Annotated in this window: 18 protein-coding genes; 3 read left to right on the forward strand and 15 right to left on the reverse strand. The window is 56.4% G+C overall.

Annotation, left to right across the window (positions count from 1 at the left end; translation table 11 throughout):
- Positions 1 to 6 precede the first annotated feature (6 nt).
- Complete coding sequence (locus tag HY282_15365; protein MBI3805127.1) at positions 7 to 1,080, reverse strand: chemotaxis protein CheB; 1,074 nt, start codon at positions 1,078 to 1,080, stop codon at positions 7 to 9.
- 106 nt (positions 1,081 to 1,186) lie between these two features.
- Between HY282_15365 and HY282_15370 the strand changes: the two genes are divergently transcribed.
- From HY282_15370 to HY282_15380, 3 genes are read left to right on the forward strand one after another with little or no spacing between them, the layout of a single operon-like run.
- Positions 1,187 to 1,498 carry a DsrE family protein gene (locus HY282_15370; protein MBI3805128.1) on the forward strand — a complete coding sequence of 104 codons (312 nt, stop codon included), beginning with the start codon at positions 1,187 to 1,189 and terminating at the stop codon, positions 1,496 to 1,498.
- A 39-nt stretch (positions 1,499 to 1,537) separates the two neighbouring features.
- Positions 1,538 to 1,885, forward strand: a complete 348-nt coding sequence (locus HY282_15375; GenBank protein ID MBI3805129.1) for a DsrE family protein — start codon at positions 1,538 to 1,540, stop codon at positions 1,883 to 1,885.
- A 9-nt stretch (positions 1,886 to 1,894) separates the two neighbouring features.
- A complete protein-coding gene (locus HY282_15380) occupies positions 1,895 to 2,143 on the forward strand; it encodes a hypothetical protein (protein ID MBI3805130.1) in 249 nt (82 codons plus the stop codon).
- Between the two features lie 10 nt (positions 2,144 to 2,153).
- Here the strand turns inward: HY282_15380 and iscX are convergent, their stop codons facing one another.
- From iscX to HY282_15450, 14 genes are all read right to left on the reverse strand, one after another.
- Entirely contained in the window at positions 2,154 to 2,369 is a 216-nt protein-coding gene (gene iscX, locus HY282_15385; GenBank protein MBI3805131.1) for a Fe-S cluster assembly protein IscX, read from the reverse strand.
- Positions 2,370 to 2,442: 73 nt separating this feature from the next.
- Positions 2,443 to 2,769, reverse strand: a complete 327-nt coding sequence (locus tag HY282_15390; protein ID MBI3805132.1) for a 2Fe-2S iron-sulfur cluster binding domain-containing protein — start codon at positions 2,767 to 2,769, stop codon at positions 2,443 to 2,445.
- Between the two features lie 39 nt (positions 2,770 to 2,808).
- Complete coding sequence (gene hscA, locus HY282_15395; GenBank protein ID MBI3805133.1) at positions 2,809 to 4,644, reverse strand: Fe-S protein assembly chaperone HscA; 1,836 nt, start codon at positions 4,642 to 4,644, stop codon at positions 2,809 to 2,811.
- Entirely contained in the window at positions 4,645 to 5,361 is a 717-nt protein-coding gene (gene hscB / locus HY282_15400; GenBank protein MBI3805134.1) for a Fe-S protein assembly co-chaperone HscB, read from the reverse strand.
- Positions 5,362 to 5,509: 148 nt separating this feature from the next.
- Positions 5,510 to 5,860, reverse strand: a complete 351-nt coding sequence (locus HY282_15405) for an iron-sulfur cluster assembly accessory protein (protein MBI3805135.1) — start codon at positions 5,858 to 5,860, stop codon at positions 5,510 to 5,512.
- Between the two features lie 15 nt (positions 5,861 to 5,875).
- Positions 5,876 to 6,259 (reverse strand): Fe-S cluster assembly scaffold IscU, encoded by a 384-nt coding sequence (gene iscU / locus HY282_15410; protein ID MBI3805136.1) that lies wholly within the window; start codon positions 6,257 to 6,259, stop codon positions 5,876 to 5,878.
- A gap of 51 nt (positions 6,260 to 6,310) precedes the next feature.
- A complete protein-coding gene (locus HY282_15415; protein ID MBI3805137.1) occupies positions 6,311 to 7,525 on the reverse strand; it encodes an IscS subfamily cysteine desulfurase in 1,215 nt (404 codons plus the stop codon).
- A gap of 57 nt (positions 7,526 to 7,582) precedes the next feature.
- A complete protein-coding gene (locus tag HY282_15420) occupies positions 7,583 to 8,014 on the reverse strand; it encodes an Rrf2 family transcriptional regulator (GenBank protein MBI3805138.1) in 432 nt (143 codons plus the stop codon).
- A 153-nt stretch (positions 8,015 to 8,167) separates the two neighbouring features.
- Positions 8,168 to 9,676, reverse strand: a complete 1,509-nt coding sequence (locus HY282_15425; GenBank protein MBI3805139.1) for a DUF4388 domain-containing protein — start codon at positions 9,674 to 9,676, stop codon at positions 8,168 to 8,170.
- A gap of 11 nt (positions 9,677 to 9,687) precedes the next feature.
- Positions 9,688 to 10,602 carry a protein translocase subunit SecF gene (gene secF / locus HY282_15430; protein MBI3805140.1) on the reverse strand — a complete coding sequence of 305 codons (915 nt, stop codon included), beginning with the start codon at positions 10,600 to 10,602 and terminating at the stop codon, positions 9,688 to 9,690.
- Positions 10,603 to 10,648: 46 nt separating this feature from the next.
- Positions 10,649 to 12,283 (reverse strand): protein translocase subunit SecD, encoded by a 1,635-nt coding sequence (secD, locus tag HY282_15435; protein ID MBI3805141.1) that lies wholly within the window; start codon positions 12,281 to 12,283, stop codon positions 10,649 to 10,651.
- Complete coding sequence (yajC, locus tag HY282_15440; protein ID MBI3805142.1) at positions 12,280 to 12,642, reverse strand: preprotein translocase subunit YajC; 363 nt, start codon at positions 12,640 to 12,642, stop codon at positions 12,280 to 12,282. Before yajC ends, secD begins: the two co-directional genes overlap by 4 nt.
- Before the next feature lie 16 nt (positions 12,643 to 12,658).
- Positions 12,659 to 13,810: a tRNA guanosine(34) transglycosylase Tgt gene (gene tgt, locus HY282_15445; protein ID MBI3805143.1), complete on the reverse strand. Its 1,152-nt coding sequence runs from the start codon at positions 13,808 to 13,810 to the stop codon at positions 12,659 to 12,661.
- A gap of 71 nt (positions 13,811 to 13,881) precedes the next feature.
- Positions 13,882 to 15,558 carry an arginine--tRNA ligase gene (locus HY282_15450; protein MBI3805144.1) on the reverse strand — a complete coding sequence of 559 codons (1,677 nt, stop codon included), beginning with the start codon at positions 15,556 to 15,558 and terminating at the stop codon, positions 13,882 to 13,884.
- Positions 15,559 to 15,574 lie beyond the last annotated feature (16 nt).

A 15,574-nucleotide genomic window follows, 5' to 3' on the forward strand; every position in this document is an offset into this window, starting at 1 on the left:
CCCCTTTTATTTTCTAACCATCACCCGGCGGGAAGCCGGCTTGGATTGCTTTCTGGGTGGGGACGGTTTCAGCGCCTCCACCAGGTCCTCTCCCTCCCCGTTTAAGAGAATATTCCGGATTCGCTCCCAATGCTGCTTTGCCGCTTCCGCCTTTTCATAAAAACGGGCCGACAGAGAGGCATCCGAACGGGTCGCCATCCGGCGTGCCAAATTCTCGCTTTCTTGCAGTGCGCGTACCGCCCCCCAGAGCGCCGCTTCGGTCGCCTCTCCCTGCTCCATCAGCATGCTCTCCTCGGAGTAGACATGTCCGACATGACAGTTGAATTGGAGCAGCCCATTGACCTCCGTCTCTTTGAGCGCCCCGCTGCATTCCGGGCAGGTCAGGTCGGCCACCGGCGTGCCGTTGGATTCCCCTTGTTCGTTTGGTCTCCTCATTTTCTCTCCTTTCCCCTGTATCGCAGGCTCCCGTGCCAATCGAGCCAACTGGGATGGGATCTTCAAGAGAGGCAAGACATAATCGACTTTTACATGACGAAGGGCGCTCCGCGGCATGTCGGCGCAGAATGCATCATTGGGATCTTGGACCACCGCCAGGCCGCCGCGCGCCTTCACGGAGAGGAGTCCGGCCGTTCCGCAATCGAGCGCGCCGGTCAAGATGACCCCGACGACGCGAGATTCAAAAGCACGCGCGGCGGTTCTAAAAAGCGGATCGACCGCCGGTCGGTGGCCGTTCTCTTTCGGGCCTCGGATCACCCGGACATGGTCGGGCTGAAGCATTAGATGGGCATCGGGCGGCGCCAGGTAAATCCGTCCGGTTCGGATCGTCTCCCCGTGCACTGCAAAGGCGGCCGGGAGCGCTCCATTGCGACTCAAGATCTGCGGCAAGGTACTGTCCTGAAAAGAGGCGAGATGAATCACGACAAAAACAGCCGCCGGCAGATCGGGGGGAAAGCCGCCGACCAATTCGATCAACGCCTCTACCCCTCCGGCCGAAGTACCGATGACGATGATGTCGTGATTTGGACGTCTCCCAATCGATCGAGTACGGGATCGGCCGTTTCCATTTGAATTTTTCTTCATTTTTTTCATTTTTAATTCCTCAATAGGCCGTATTTTAATACTGTCACAATTGAGAATCGATTGCAACTGATTGACAACCCCGGGAAGCCGATGTTAGAGTGCTCCGATGGAAAAAAAGAAGCTCGGGATACTCCTCTCGACGGCACCGGAAAATAAAAATCTGAAAACGGTCTCCGCGCTTGCCCAAGAGGCGGTTCGTCAAGGGATCGATACCTATCTCTACCTGATCGATGACGGCGTCCAAAACCTCGACCGGCCGGAGATCGACGCCCTCTCTCAAAAAGGGGTGAAGCTCTTTCTCTGCGCCTATGGCGCACAGCGGCGCAGCATCCCCACCAGCGACAAAGCGGTCTTCTGCGGACTCGTCGTCCTCTCCGATCTGGTGAAAGGATGCGACCGCTTTGTCACCTTCAACTAATCTGTGCAAGTAATCTGTACAATCATCTGTGATTGACCCATGACCCGCAAAATTGTCGTCCTGATTCGAAGCAATCCGCAAGAGAGCCATCGCGCATCGGAAGGGATTCGCATTGCGCTCGGACTTGCCTCGGGCGAACATGAGGTCGAGGTCATTTTAACCGGCAAGGCCCCACTGCTCTTGACGTCTGAATTGGAAGAGTATGTCGATGGAGAGATGACCGAGAAGTTCCTTGCGACATTAAAAGAGTTTATTCCGATCTTTTATATCGACAAAGAGAGTCTCGACGAGATCGACTTCTCGGCGAGCGATTACAAGCTGATGCCGGTCTCCTCCGAAGAGATCGCCGAGAAGATCGCGGCAGCCGACCGATTTGCGATGTTTTAGGTTGATTCGATGAAGAAGATTTTACACATCCTTAAAGTGAAGGACGACCCCTCCCCGCTGAAGATCATTCAAAAACAAGCGGAGACAAACGCGGTGACGGTCGTGCTGATTCAGGATGCAGGCGAGTTAAAAGTGGATTTAAAAGGGGTGACGGTCTGGAAGCTGGCGGAAGAAGGGGTTGCGCCCTCCGGTCCCACCCTCGGTTATAAAGAACTCCTCGATGAAATCTTCAAGGCCGACATGGTCGTCACCTGGTAAGCGCCGGTCTTTACGCTCCCTGGGCGTCTTTGTACTCTTCCAGCCAAGCCATCTGAACCGCTTCTAAAATCGCCTCGTTCGACTTCTTCGGATCGTCCGAAAAATCGGGAAGGGCCGTGACCATCTGGTGCAGGTCGGTAAAGCGAACCGTCAACGGATCGAGGTTGGGGTATTTCTCCGCCAGCGCAATTCCAATCTCTTCCGGATCCTGCCAACCGAATTTCATCGCCTGTTCGCTCCGTGTTCGTTGCGACCTGAAGCTTCTCTGGAATTCAGTTCCTTCAGAATGAACCGACCGCTCAGTGCTGCTCCGCCTTTCGGAACTCCTGCGTGTTCTTCGGAATTTCGACGACGACATCCCCTTTGATCCGGGCCTGACAACCCAACCGGGAGGTGAGGGTGAGCCCTTCGGCGGTATCGAGCCGGTCCTCTTCGTCTTCATCCATCTCGGTGAGGTGGTTTATCCCCTCCCGGACGATGACATGGCAGGTGGTGCAGGCGCAGTTCCCCCCGCAATTATGCTCGAGGTCGATCTGATGGTCGAGCGCCACATCGAGGATCGATTGGTTTTCCTTCGCCTCGAACGTGACCTCTTTTCCTTCTATTTTAAATGTGACTTTCGGCATTCTAAAGTTCTCTACCTTTTCATTCGTTAGACATCTGCGTTAAACATCGGAGAGCTTCTTTTCTTGAAGGGTCTCCTTCAGCGTTTGATTCATCAAGGCTTCGGCGAGATGCTGCGTCGCCTGATCGAGCTGATGGAGCGCCTCGCGCACCCGGTTGTGATCGGATCCGCTCATCGTCTCTTTCAGCGCGGCGACGCGGGCCTCGATCGTCCGCTTCTCCTCCGCATCGATCAAGGCGCCCCCTTGTGCCAACGCCCGCTCGGTATGCCGCAGAACCGTCTCCGCCTCGTTGCGCGCTTCGATCAACATCCGCTCGCTCAGGTCGGTCCGGGCATGCTCGATCGATTCCGAGATCATCTTCTCCACTTCCGGATCGGTCAGGCCATAGGTCGGCTTCACCTCGATCGACTGCGCCTTGCCGCTCCGGAGCTCTTTCGCGGTGACGTTTAAAATCCCGTTCGCATCGATCATAAAGGTTACCTCGATCCGGGGGATGCCGGCCGGCATCGGGTCGATCTCGGTCAGATTAAACTTCGCCAAACTCCGGCAGTCTTTCACCAGCTCCCGCTCCCCCTGGACGACATGGATCGAGACCGATTTCTGGCCGTCGACGAACGTCGTAAACATCTCCTTCGCGTTCGTCGGGACGGTGGTGTTTCGGGCGATCAGCCGGCTGACGACCCCCCCCATCGTTTCGATCCCGAGCGACAGTGGTGTGACATCGAGGAGGAGCATGTTGGTGATGCCGCCCGACAAGATGTCGGCCTGGATCGCCGCTCCGAGCGCGACCACTTCATCCGGGTTGAGCTCGCTGTGGGGTGTCTTGTGGAAAAGTTCTCCAATCTTTTTCTTCACCAGCGGAATCCGGGTCGACCCGCCGACCAGGATCACCTCATCGACCTGTTCCGGCGTCAGCCCCGCATCGGAGAGCGCCTGGCGGCAGGGGCCGAGCGTCTTTTCGACAAAGTCGGAAATCAGCGTCTCGAATTCAGGTCGCGCGATCGGCCGGCGGTAGTCGATCTTCTTTTCCGGGAAGGAGAGGGCGATCTCCGCCTTCTCTTCAAAAGAGAGCCGAGACTTGACCTCCTCCGACTTCAACCGGATCTCCTGAAGCGCCTCGGGCGAGGTGGAGAGATCGACGCCATGCTTCTGACCGATCTCGCCGACGATCAGCCCCATCAACGTGCGATCAACGTCATCGCCGCCGAGATGGGTGTCGCCGTTGGTCGAGAGGACTTCGAAGATCCCGTTTTTGATTTTCAAAATCGAGACGTCGAACGTCCCGCCGCCGAGGTCGTAGACGACGATCACCCCTTCCTTCTTTTTTTGAAGGCCGTATGCGAGCGAGGCGGCCGTCGGCTCGTTGACGATCCGGAGGACTTCCAGCCCGGCGATCTTTCCGGCGTCTTTCGTCGCCTGCCGCTGGCTGTCGTTGAAGTAGGCCGGTACCGTGATCACCGCTTGCCGGATCGGCTCTTTGAAGAAGGCTTCGGCGCGGCGCTTGAGCTCTCTTAAAATAAAGGCGGAGACTTCCGGCGGGGTATAGAGCTTTCCACCGACGGCGATCCGGATCACCTCTTGCTGGCCGCCGGAGAGCTGATAGGGAACGAAGTTTCGATCGGCGCCGACATCCTCCCCCCCTTTCCCCATGAAGCGCTTGACCGAGAAGATCGTCCGGTCGGGATGGGTGATCAGATGTTTCTTCGCCGCTTCTCCGACCACCACGCCGTCGGGGGTCCCTTCCCATCCGAACGAGACAACCGACGGGACAATCGCCCGCCCCTGTTCATCCGGGATGACCCGCGGGGTTCCCTGGTCCATGTATGCGACGAGGCTGTTGGTGGTTCCCAGATCGATTCCGACGACTCTCGGCATCTACGTCCCTTTCTCTCCCTTCAACTTTTCAATCCCCGCCTCGAGATTATCGATGACCCGTTCCAAATAACCCCGGTGCGACAGAATCCGTTTGATCTCGGCCAAGATCCGCTTCTGCTCTTCGGAAAGATCGGCGTCGCCAGGGTTGTGCCGGGCGTCCTGTAAGCGGTCCCACTCCGAGGAGAATTGATCGAGCGCCTGCCGCCCCTCCTCCTGACGCGCTTCAAACTTCACTTGCGCCTCCCGCAGCGCCCGCAGGAGCCGGTCGCGCTCAGCCGGGTCGGATGGGACCTCTTTTGCTTCTTCCAGCAGTTCCTGGACCTCAAAAATCTCATCAAAGAGATCGGCCGGCGCCTCGGTTGAAATCGCTCCGCCTCCTTCGACGCGCTGGATCAGGTACTCCGCCCGCTGCACCGGATCTCTCAACGTCCGGTAGGCTTTGTTCACGATCGCCGAATTCTCCAGGCTGATCGCCTGCTCCTCCGCCGACTTTTTTTGATAAAAATCAGGATGGAACGCTCGGCTCAGCTCATAAAATTTGGCTTGAAGCTGGGGAAGATCGATCTTGAGCTGTGCGCCGAGATGGAAGAGGGTGAAATAATCGGCCTCTGCCGGAATCGGCTGCAAAGCCGCACACCGATCACAGAGAGAGAGAGATTCGATCTCCGCGCCACACTTCCAGCAGGTTCTTTTTGTCAGGAGTTCCGTCCTTCCCACCCGATTTATCATCCGTCGCAGGCCTATAAAAATAGAACGGCCCCTCACGGGGCCTTTATTACCGTCGCCATCTATTCAGCCGACTCCGCGTAAGCATCTCCACCGATCAGCCGACGCGGAAGAGCCCTCCTGCCTTCGTTGCTGAAGATTAGGCCGAAAAGGATTCGCCGCAGCCACAGCTTCGGGTGGCGTTGGGATTGTTGAATTTGAAGCCTCCCCCCACCAGCTCTTTGCTGAAGTCGAGCGTGGTTCCGGCCAGATAAAGAGCGCTTTTCTGATCGATGATGACGCGGAGCCCATCGACCTCAAAGGAGAGATCGTGCGGGGTGATCTCCGTTTCGAAATTGAGCGTGTAGGAGAGCCCGGAGCATCCCCCTCCCTGGACGCCGACGCGAAGGGCGGCATTCCCGAGATTTTTTCTCTCGATCATCCCTTTGACTTCAGTGACGGCGCTCGGGGTCAGGGCGATCGGCTGTTCTGTTTTTGTGGTGTTTTCCATATTTACCTCCCAGCCTTACGAAAGGCCGTTCTTCTTCTTATAGTCGCTGATGGCCGCCTTGATGGCATCTTCCGCCAAGACCGAACAGTGGATTTTCACGGGGGGCAGATTGAGCTCGCTGACGATATCGGTGTTTTTAATCCCCATCGCCTCATCGAGGGTCTTCCCCTTCATCATTTCAGTGGCCAAGCTGGAGCTGGCGATCGCGCTGCCACAGCCGAATGTCTTGAACTTGGCATCTTCGATCACGCCGTTGGTGACCTTCAGCTGAAGCTTCATCACGTCACCGCACTCCGGCGCGCCGACCACCCCGGTTCCGACATTGGGATCTTGCTTGTCGAGCGACCCGACATTTCGCGGATTGTTATAATGATCAATGACCTTACTGCTGTATGCCATTTCTCTCTCTCCTCACCTATTTAAGACCTTTAAGAACCTACTTTAAGATCTTTAAGATCGTTGCCATTGAACATTCTTGATATCGATCCCCTCTTTGGCCATCTCATAAAGAGGAGACATCTCTCGAAGCCGTTGAACGGTTTCAATCACACGCTGGGTAACGAAATCGACCTCTTCTTCCGTGTTGAACCGGCCCAATCCGAAGCGAAGCGAGGAGTGCGCCAAATCGCTTCCGACCCCCAAGGAGCGAAGGACGTAGGACGGCTCCAAGGTGGCGGTGGTGCAGGCCGACCCGGAGGAGAGGGCGATCTCCTTCAGACCCATCAGCAGCGATTCCCCTTCGACATAAGCAAAGCTCATATTAAGGTTGCCCGGAAGGCGGTCTGTCGGATGTCCGTTGAGGTAGACTTCATCGAGCCCTTTTTGGATTCCTTCTTTCAACTTCTCTCGAAGGCGGTTCAACCGGGCGGTCTCCTCCGGCATCTCCTTCTCGCAGAGCGCACAGGCCTCCCCGAAACCGACGATCCCGGGGACATTCAACGTTCCCGATCGCATTCCCCGTTCGTGCCCGCCGCCGTCGAAAAGTGGGGCGATTCGGACCCGGGGATTCTTCTTTCTCACATAGAGCGCGCCGACCCCTTTCGGACCGTAGATTTTATGGGCCGAGAACGACATCAGATCGATTCCCATCGCCTGAACATCGACCGGGATCTTTCCGACCCCTTGGGTGGCATCACAATGGAAGACGACCCCTTTTTCTTTGGCGATCTTTCCAATCTCCGCCACCGGCTGGATCACGCCGATTTCATTGTTGGCCATCATCACCGAGATCAGGATGGTCTTTGGGGTGATCGCTTGCTTCAGCGCCTCAAGGGAGACCTTTCCCTCTTTGTCTACCGGAAGATAGGTCACCTCATAGCCGACCTTTTCAAGCCGCTTGCAGGTATCTAAAATCGCCTTGTGCTCGGTGACGACCGTGATGATGTGGTTTCCCTTCTCCCGGTACATTTCAGCGACCCCTTTGAGGGCCAAATTGTCCGACTCGGTCGCACCGCTGGTGAAAATAATCTCCTTCGGATCGCAATGGATCAGATGGGCGATCTGCTCACGCGCATGATCGACCCCCTTCTCCGCTTCCCAACCGAACGCATGGTTTCGGCTGGCGGAATTTCCGAATTTCTCCGTAAAATAAGGGAGCATCGCTTCCAGAACGCGAGGGTCCATCGGGGTGGTCGAATGGTTATCCAGAAAAATAGGAAATTTCAACATAAACTCCTCAATTATAGTAGATGACCGACAGACGATCAACGCTCGCCTTGGCAATCAACGGACCGTGATCTCTTCGATCACTTCCTCTGCATACATCTGATCGATCGTGAACTGATCCAAAAGCTCGATAATCCGACCCTCAATCTTTCGAAGGGGGCTGCGGACCGTACAACGTTCCGATTGTAAACAGGCGGTCTCCCCCTCGTGACATCGGACGATTTGGACCGGCCCTTCGATGGCACGGATGATCTCTCCCACGGTCACCTGCGAAGGATGCTTGGCCAATGTATATCCGCCCTTAGGCCCGTTTTGGCTGACAATGATCCCTTTTTTTGCCAGCCTTTGGAGTATTTTTGCCAATAATTCCAAAGGGATGTTATATATCTCCGAGATGGTTCGGGTGTTGGCGACGGAATCGTCCTTTTGGCAAGACATAAAGTTAATCGCCATCAGGGCGTAATCGGTTTTTTTGGTTAGCTTCAGCATAATAAATCCAAAATAAGGGCGACCTTTTCTGTCTCCGACCATTTCAATCGGAGACTTATTTAGTCGGATATAAACATAACATACGCCCTAACCCATGTCAACACTAAAAACAGTGGATAACGCGATGATTTTGAGGGGTTTTATAGAAGGGGTCTATACACGGAGCTTTTCGACTTCGGCCTTGGCGACCTTGTTGTCGGGATCTCGCTTGAGCACCTCTGAAAAGGCGGCAAGCGCCTTTTGGGTCAATCCCGTCTTACTGTAGACCCGTCCTAATTCAAGATAGAACTCCGCACGGGTCGGATCGAGCATGATCCCCTGCTTTAAGACATCTGCCGCATCACGAAGCTTTCCCGGAATTCGAGCCAGCACCTGTCCGTACCGGAGGTAATACACCGCCTTGTCGATCCGCTCGGGCATTTTGTTGATCGCTTCTTGGAAAAAATAAGAGGCATCGCGAAGGTCCCCCTTTTCAAAGGCAGCCTGACCGCGGGCGAAGAGGTCTCTTGGCGAAGGCGCAGCCGGCTCTTGCGACCGCTTCCCACTCGCCAGGTCGGCATCGTAGACCCTCCTCTTTTTCTCCGTCAGCAGGGTGTCATACGCCTGCGTGATTCGGGTAAAGAGACTCTCCAGCTCTTTTTTCACCGACGCCATGTCGGCTTCGAAGTGCCGATCGGGATGGTACTCCTTCGCCAGCCGGAAGTATGCTCTCTTGATCTGCTCCCGGCCCGCCGTGGAAGCAACCTTCAAGACATCGTAATGATTTTGACTCTCCAGCTGCAGATAGGCCTCTCGAATCTTCTGAACCGTGCTGACCTCTTCCTGCGCGAAGAGGGTCTCTTTGACCACCGCCTCTTCTGCCGCCGGGCTGGGCGCCGCGATCTCCTCCGAGCGTTCCATTCCACCGATCGGCGGGTCGGCCTCCGGGAGCGGGTCGGCCGGGGGGACCAGATTCAGGATTCCAACGGTAATAAAAAAATAGAGGAGCCGGGCGCAGTCGATCGACGGCATCGAGGCGTCAGAGAGAACCGCCTTCAGGGTCCGTTGGCCGTCGATCAGCCGGAGGATTTCCCTTTCATCCGGATTGAGGGTCACGGTCTGAAACAGAGACCGCGCATCGGTCGAGAGGTGCGGCACCTGCGTCAGCGGGGGGAGGTCGTGGATCAAGCGGTGCCAGTCTTGAATCCGCTTAATCCCCTCTAGGATCAAATCTCCGGTGCTGATCTGCAGGGTGATCAGCTCTTCAGAGGGAAGCGGACCCTCTGCAAACGCATACTCCCCTGCGATCCAGGTAAAAAGACTTAAGATGATCTCCTTCACCTGAAAAACGACCCCCTGGAAGAGCTCCTTCGGGGCGATGAACCCCTGCTCGACCAAGATCGTTCCCTGTCTCTTTCCTGTTTTCTTCAGGAGATCGACGGAGCATTCATACTGTTTGAAATTGATTTTTCTATTCTTGAGGAGGATCTCCCCGAGGCGGTCGTCGGGATAAAGAGAGGTCGCGAAGATGATGTCGCCGTCCTGCAGATAGATCGATTTGTTCAGGTCGTTTCGCTTGAGGGTCAAGACGCCGGTTTTCCCCTCCTTTCGGAGGAACTGGAGCAACACCGGCACCCGAACATCGGAGATTCGGCCCGAAAGCGAAATGGACGGCTCTGGCATGAAAATCCTGTTTAGGCTCTTTTCAATACCCCCACCCGCTTTCTCCAGAGGAGGAGAAGCGGGCTTGCGACAAACCAAGACGAATACGTTCCGATAATGATCCCCAGGATCATCGCCAGGGCAAAATCATGAATCACCTCTCCGCCGAAGAAATAGATCGCCAACACCGCCAAAAAGACGGTGACCGACGTATTGAACGTTCGGGAGAGGACCTGATTGATTGAATCATTGATCGTCTGATCCAACGACTCTTTCCGCCGGCCTTTGAGGTTCTCTCTGATCCGATCGAACACCACAACCGTATCGGTGAGAGAGTAGCCCGCGATCGTCAAGAGCGCCGTCACAACCAATAGATTGATCTCTTTATTCAAAACGAAGAAGATGCCGAGGACGGCGAAGACATCGTGGAAGGTGGCGATGGTCGCGGCAATTCCGAAACGGAATTCGAAGCGAAGCGCGATGTAAACAACGATGCAAAACATCGAAATCAGAACCGCCACCAGCGCATCGCTCTGAAGCTTCTGTCCCACCGTCGGTCCGATCTCGGTGCTGCTCTCCACGACGAATTGGTTGTCCGGAAAGGCTTTGGAGAAGACCTCTTGGACCCGCTCCCGGACGTTCTGCTCCACCACATCTTGTTTCTTGATTCGAATCAGCAGCTTGTTATCTTCCACCACCTGCTGCAGCTCCGCATGTTTGAGTCCGTTGTCGTCAAGCGCTTTTCTCGCTGCATCAATATGGATCGGCTGACTGAATTTGAGTTGGATCGCAGCGCCACCGGCAAAGTCGATCCCCAAATTCGCCTTGCCGCGAGAGATCTGGACCAGCGAAAAGAGGCCGAGGGCCACTAATAATGTCGAGAGGGCAAAGAAGAAATATCGCTTGCCGACGAAATCGATCTGTGTCTTTCCGAAAACTTCGAACATAGGCCTCCTTATGAACCGTCCCTGTCTATTCTCTCCGTGCGGCGCTTCAGATGCTCAACCGCTCCACCTTGCGTCGGTTGATAACCAGATCATAAACCACCTTTGTACCGACCAAAGAGGTAAAGAGGTTGATGATCACGCCGAGGGAGAGGGTGACGGCAAAACCTTTGATCGGCCCCGTCCCGAAAATAAAGAGAACGAACGCCGTAATGAGTGTGGTCACATGGGAATCGACGATCGTCAGGAAGGCTTTGTCGTAGCCGGCGTTGACCGCCAACCGGACCGGCTTGCCGGCCCGGAGCTCCTCACGGATCCGCTCGAAGATCAACACATTCGAATCGACCGCCATTCCGATCGTTAGAATGATCCCGGCAATTCCGGGAAGGGTCAGTGTGGCATTCAGGGCGGCCAACGCGCCGATCAGCAATATTACGTTGAGAACCAGCGTGAAGTCGGCGACCAGTCCCGAAAACCGATAATAGAACGCCATAAAGACCACTACCAGGGCCGTGCCGATCACCCCCGCCTTGAGCCCCTTTTCGATCGAATCTTGACCGAGCGAAGGACCGACCGTCACATTCTGAATGATCGTGACCGGCGCCGGAAGGGCACCGGCCCGGAGGACAATCGCCAGATCGTTCGCCTGCTGCGTTGTAAAAGAGCCGCTGATCTGGGCCCGTCCGCCGGAGATTTTCTCATTGATCACCGGTGCCGAATAGATCGTGTTGTCGAGGACGATCGCCAGCCGATGCCGCCGGTTCTCCTCGGTGACCTTCTCGAACAACTTGGCCCCGATCGGATCGAAGGTGATCGCAACATACTTTCCGTTAAACTGATCGATCGAAACACGGGCATCGCTCAACAGGTCCCCCGATAACGCCGCCTGACTTTTCACCAGGTACGGACGCTTCGTCACCTTGCCGGTCTCCGAGTCGACGACCCGTTCAAAAAGAATCTGATCAGTCGGCGGGATCTTCCCCTGATACTCTTGTAAAATCTTCGCCTCTTCGTCTCCTTCGACGCGGGGCGGCAGCTGGCGCGCGATCGGGTTCTCATCGTCGAGGAGCTTGAACTCGAGCAAGGCGGTCCGTCCAATCAACGCAATCGCCCGCTGCGGCTCTTTGATTCCTGGGAGCTGGACCAAAATCTGGTTGGCCCCCTGCTTCTGAATCAACGGCTCGCTCACCCCGAACTGGTCGATCCGGTTTCGGATCGTCTCCAACGCCTGCGAGGTGGAGTTGTCGAGAATCCGCTTGACCTCCGTCTCCCGGAGGGCGAGGACCACCTCCCCGGCCCCCGACTGCTTGATGACGAAGTTCGGGTAGTCCTGGTCGACCACCTTGGAGACCGCTTCTTTCGACTCCGGAGCAAAGGAGAGAAGGATCTCCCGTCCCTCTCGTTTAATCGATTGGACCGCGACCTTTTTCGCCTCCAACGATCCCTTCAGCGATCCGACCGTCCGGTCAACCGTGTTGTCGACCGCCTTCTCCCCCTGAACCTCCAGGACCAGATGCATCCCCCCCTGAAGATCAAGCCCCAAGGTAATCCCCTTGTTCGGGAGGTATTTTCCCCACCAGGGGGGAAGCTTGGAATAAAGCGGCGTCGAGGGGAGAAAGAAGAGAAACGAGACGAACACCGTCACCAGTATAAAAATGATCCTTCCACGAATTCCCTTCTTCATTTCGCCCGCTCCTCGGCCCCCTCTGACTCGCTCGTGCGAACCTCTTCGATATAACTTCTCACTACCTTCACGCGAACTCCTTCTGCGATCTGAATGGTGACGACCTCCGGGGAGAGGTTGGTCACTGTCCCGATCAATCCTCCCATCGTCGTCACCCGTTCCCCTTTCTTCAAGGCATCAATCATTGCCTTTTTCTTCTTGGTCCGCTTTTGCTGCGGCAAAACCAAGAGAAAATAAAAGATTACAAAAATTAAAATAAACGGGAGAAAAGAAATCAGCGGATTGCCGGCAGGTCCCGCAGCCCCTCCCGCTTGTGCCCACGCGTTTGACTCAAACCATTCGAACAACGCCACCTCCATCATAAGGGCGGTCGGATTACCGGTCCCTTTCCGGCTCCCGCTTCGCATAGAACTCTTTTCGAAATGCATCAAGGGTGTCGAATTCGATCGCGCTCCGCATTCCGTTCATCAGGGCCAGATAATAGTATAAGTTATGCAAGGTATTCAACCGGATTGCCAAAATTTCTTTCGCCATAAAAAGATGGCGGAGATAAGCGCGCGAAAAATGCAGACAGGTATAACAGCCGCAATCGGAATCGAGCGGCGCATCGTCCTCCGCATACTTGGCGTTTCGAATATGAATCTCGCCGGTCGACGTAAAGAGCGATCCGGTCCGCGCATGTCGGGTCGGCAGAACACAATCAAACAGATCGACCCCTCGGCAGACCCCCTCCACCAGATCTGCCGGCGTCCCCACCCCCATCAGATAACGGGGAGCGGTCGCGGGAATCAACGGAACCACCTTCTCCAGAACACCGAGCATCTCTTCCTGCGGCTCTCCGACCGAGAGACCGCCGACGGCGATGCCGTCGAAGCCAATCTCCAGAAGGCCTTCGATCCCTTTTTTTCTCAGATCGTCGTAAAAGCCTCCCTGAACAATCCCATAAAGAAATTGATCCGGACGGTGATGCGCCTCCTTACAGCGCCGCGCCCAGGCGAGCGTCCGGTCGAGGGAGAGGGCGGTTTTGGCATAATCGGACGGATAGGAAAGGCATTCGTCGAAGACCATGATAACATCGGCCCCCAGACCCGCTTCAATTTCGATCGCCTTCTCCGGCGTGATGAAATGCCGGGAGCCGTCGAGATGGGATTGAAACGACACCCCTTCGTCGGTCACCTTCGTCAGGACGTTTAAGCTGAAGATCTGATAGCCGCCGCTGTCGGTGAGGATTGGACGGTCCCAGCCGATGAACGAATGCAAGCCACCCCGCCGCGCGACGAATTCATGTCCCGGCCGGAGATAAAGATGATAGGCATTGCAAAGGATCATTCGCGCGTCGAGCCGCGCAAGGTCTTCGGGGCTCATCCCCTTAACGCTTCCATGGGTTCCCACCGGCATGAAAGCGGGTGTTTCGATCTCGCCGTGGCAGGTCCGCACCACCCCGCGCCGGGCGGGGCCGCTCGCGCGATGGCGAACCTCAAAATGCCGGTCGGGCCGCACCCGCTTCTCGTCTATCACAGGACGCATCGCGCGCACAGGACGCATCGCGCGCGTTGTTGCACCCGTCGGCCCCCTCTCGCTGATGCCTGTCTGCTCCACTACATCCGCTCCGGCGCCCGAACCCCCAGGAGGTCGAGCGCATTCTTTAAGACAATCTGGACCGCCGCCATCAAAACGAGCCGCGCCCGCGTCCGGGAAAGGTCCTCCGTCACGACCCGATGCTCGAAATAGTATCGATGAAGCATTCCGGCGAGCTCCTGGAGATAGAAGGTCAGGCGGTGCGGCTCCAGCGCCTCCGCCGCGGTGACGAGCAGATCGGGGTAGATCGAGAGCTGCTTGATCAGCGCCTGCTCCTCCGGCAGATCGAGCACCGAGAGGTCGGACGGGGTCGCTTTTCGGATCTCTTCTTCAACGGGCCATCCCCGTTCGGCCGCCACCCGGAGAATGCTGCAGAGCCGGGCATGAGCATACTGGACATAGAAGACCGGGTTTTCATTCGACGCTTTCTTCGCCAGCTCCAGGTCAAAATCGAGCGAGGTATCCGATCGGCGCATCAGAAAAAAGAAGCGGGTCGCATCGACCCCGACCTCGTCCATCACCTCCCGCAGCGTGACGAAATCGCCCGAGCGTTTCGACATCGCCACCGGCTTCCCCTCGCGCAATAGATTCACCAGCTGGTGAATCAGCACATCGAGCCGATCGGGGGCATAGCCCATCGCGGCGACCACCGCTTTGACCCGGGCGATATAGCCATGGTGGTCGGCCCCCCAGATATCGATCAGCCGGTCGTAGCCCCGCTCAAATTTATTTCGGTGATAGGCAACGTCGGAGGCAAAGTAGGTCATCTGCCCATTGCTCCGCATGACCACCCGGTCCTTGTCGTCCCCATAGCGGGTGGTGGCGACCCATTGCGCCCCCCCCTCTTCATAGAGAACGCCGGCCGACTTCAGGAGCGCCAGCGCGGCATCGACCTCCTTTTCTTGATAGAGACTCTCTTCGGAGAACCACCGGTCGAACGGAACGCCGAATCGTTCGAGATCGGCTCGAATCCAGCTGAGGATCTTCTGATAGGCATATCGGGTGAAAAAAGGGAGATGCGCCTCTTCGGCGCCGCGCAGGTAGCGGTCTCCCTCCGACGCTTGAATCTCTTTGGCAATGTCGATGATGTAGTCGGCCCGGTAGCTCTCTTCCGGTAGAGTGACCGGCTCGCCGGAAAGCTCCCGATACCGCAAATAGGTGGAGCGGCCGAGCAGCCCCATCTGGTTTCCGACATCATTAATATAATATTCCCGATCGACCTGATAGCCGACCGCTTGAAGCAGGCGCGCCAGCGCATCCCCGAGCGCAGCGGCCCGTCCATGCGCCACATGGAGCGGACCGGTCGGGTTGGCGCTGACGAACTCGATTTGAACCCGCTTTCCCGCGCCGATCGATCCGCGGCCGTATCCCTCTTTTTTCTCGCAGATTTCCAGAAGGGTCTGGTGCCAATAATCTTTCTTCAGAAAAAAATTGATGTAGCCTGGGCCGGCGATTTCAATCTTCTGAACCAACGGGGAGCGTCCCTGGAGCAACGAGACCAGGTCGGAAGCGATCTGCCTCGGCGGCCGGCCCTCTTCTTTGGAAAGAGAGAGGGCGAGCGTCGTCGCGAAATCCCCCTGCTCCTCCCGCTTGGGAACCTCTAAGATAATCGGGACCTCTTTCCCCTGCTTCAGCTTTCCCTGCTGCCGGGCCTCTGCGATCACCTCCCGGAGCAGCGCGGTCAACGCTTCTTTCATCGATCCGTCCATCATT

The sequence above is a fragment of the Candidatus Manganitrophaceae bacterium genome, from assembly GCA_016200325.1.
Classification (GTDB): domain Bacteria; phylum Nitrospirota; class Nitrospiria; order SBBL01; family Manganitrophaceae; genus Manganitrophus.

Coding starts and splice junctions, on each gene's coding strand:
- HY282_15365 (MBI3805127.1), bottom strand. CDS start 1,080: ATGAAGAAAAATTCAAATGGAAACGGCCGATCCCGTACTCGATCGATT.
- HY282_15370 (MBI3805128.1), top strand. CDS start 1,187: ATGGAAAAAAAGAAGCTCGGGATACTCCTCTCGACGGCACCGGAAAAT.
- HY282_15375 (MBI3805129.1), top strand. CDS start 1,538: ATGACCCGCAAAATTGTCGTCCTGATTCGAAGCAATCCGCAAGAGAGC.
- HY282_15380 (MBI3805130.1), top strand. CDS start 1,895: ATGAAGAAGATTTTACACATCCTTAAAGTGAAGGACGACCCCTCCCCG.
- iscX (MBI3805131.1), bottom strand. CDS start 2,369: ATGAAATTCGGTTGGCAGGATCCGGAAGAGATTGGAATTGCGCTGGCG.
- HY282_15390 (MBI3805132.1), bottom strand. CDS start 2,769: ATGCCGAAAGTCACATTTAAAATAGAAGGAAAAGAGGTCACGTTCGAG.
- hscA (MBI3805133.1), bottom strand. CDS start 4,644: ATGCCGAGAGTCGTCGGAATCGATCTGGGAACCACCAACAGCCTCGTC.
- HY282_15405 (MBI3805135.1), bottom strand. CDS start 5,860: ATGGAAAACACCACAAAAACAGAACAGCCGATCGCCCTGACCCCGAGC.
- iscU (MBI3805136.1), bottom strand. CDS start 6,259: ATGGCATACAGCAGTAAGGTCATTGATCATTATAACAATCCGCGAAAT.
- HY282_15420 (MBI3805138.1), bottom strand. CDS start 8,014: ATGCTGAAGCTAACCAAAAAAACCGATTACGCCCTGATGGCGATTAAC.
- HY282_15425 (MBI3805139.1), bottom strand. CDS start 9,676: ATGCCAGAGCCGTCCATTTCGCTTTCGGGCCGAATCTCCGATGTTCGG.
- secF (MBI3805140.1), bottom strand. CDS start 10,602: ATGTTCGAAGTTTTCGGAAAGACACAGATCGATTTCGTCGGCAAGCGA.
- secD (MBI3805141.1), bottom strand. CDS start 12,283: ATGAAGAAGGGAATTCGTGGAAGGATCATTTTTATACTGGTGACGGTG.
- yajC (MBI3805142.1), bottom strand. CDS start 12,642: ATGGAGGTGGCGTTGTTCGAATGGTTTGAGTCAAACGCGTGGGCACAA.
- tgt (MBI3805143.1), bottom strand. CDS start 13,810: ATGCGTCCTGTGATAGACGAGAAGCGGGTGCGGCCCGACCGGCATTTT.
- HY282_15450 (MBI3805144.1), bottom strand. CDS start 15,558: ATGAAAGAAGCGTTGACCGCGCTGCTCCGGGAGGTGATCGCAGAGGCC.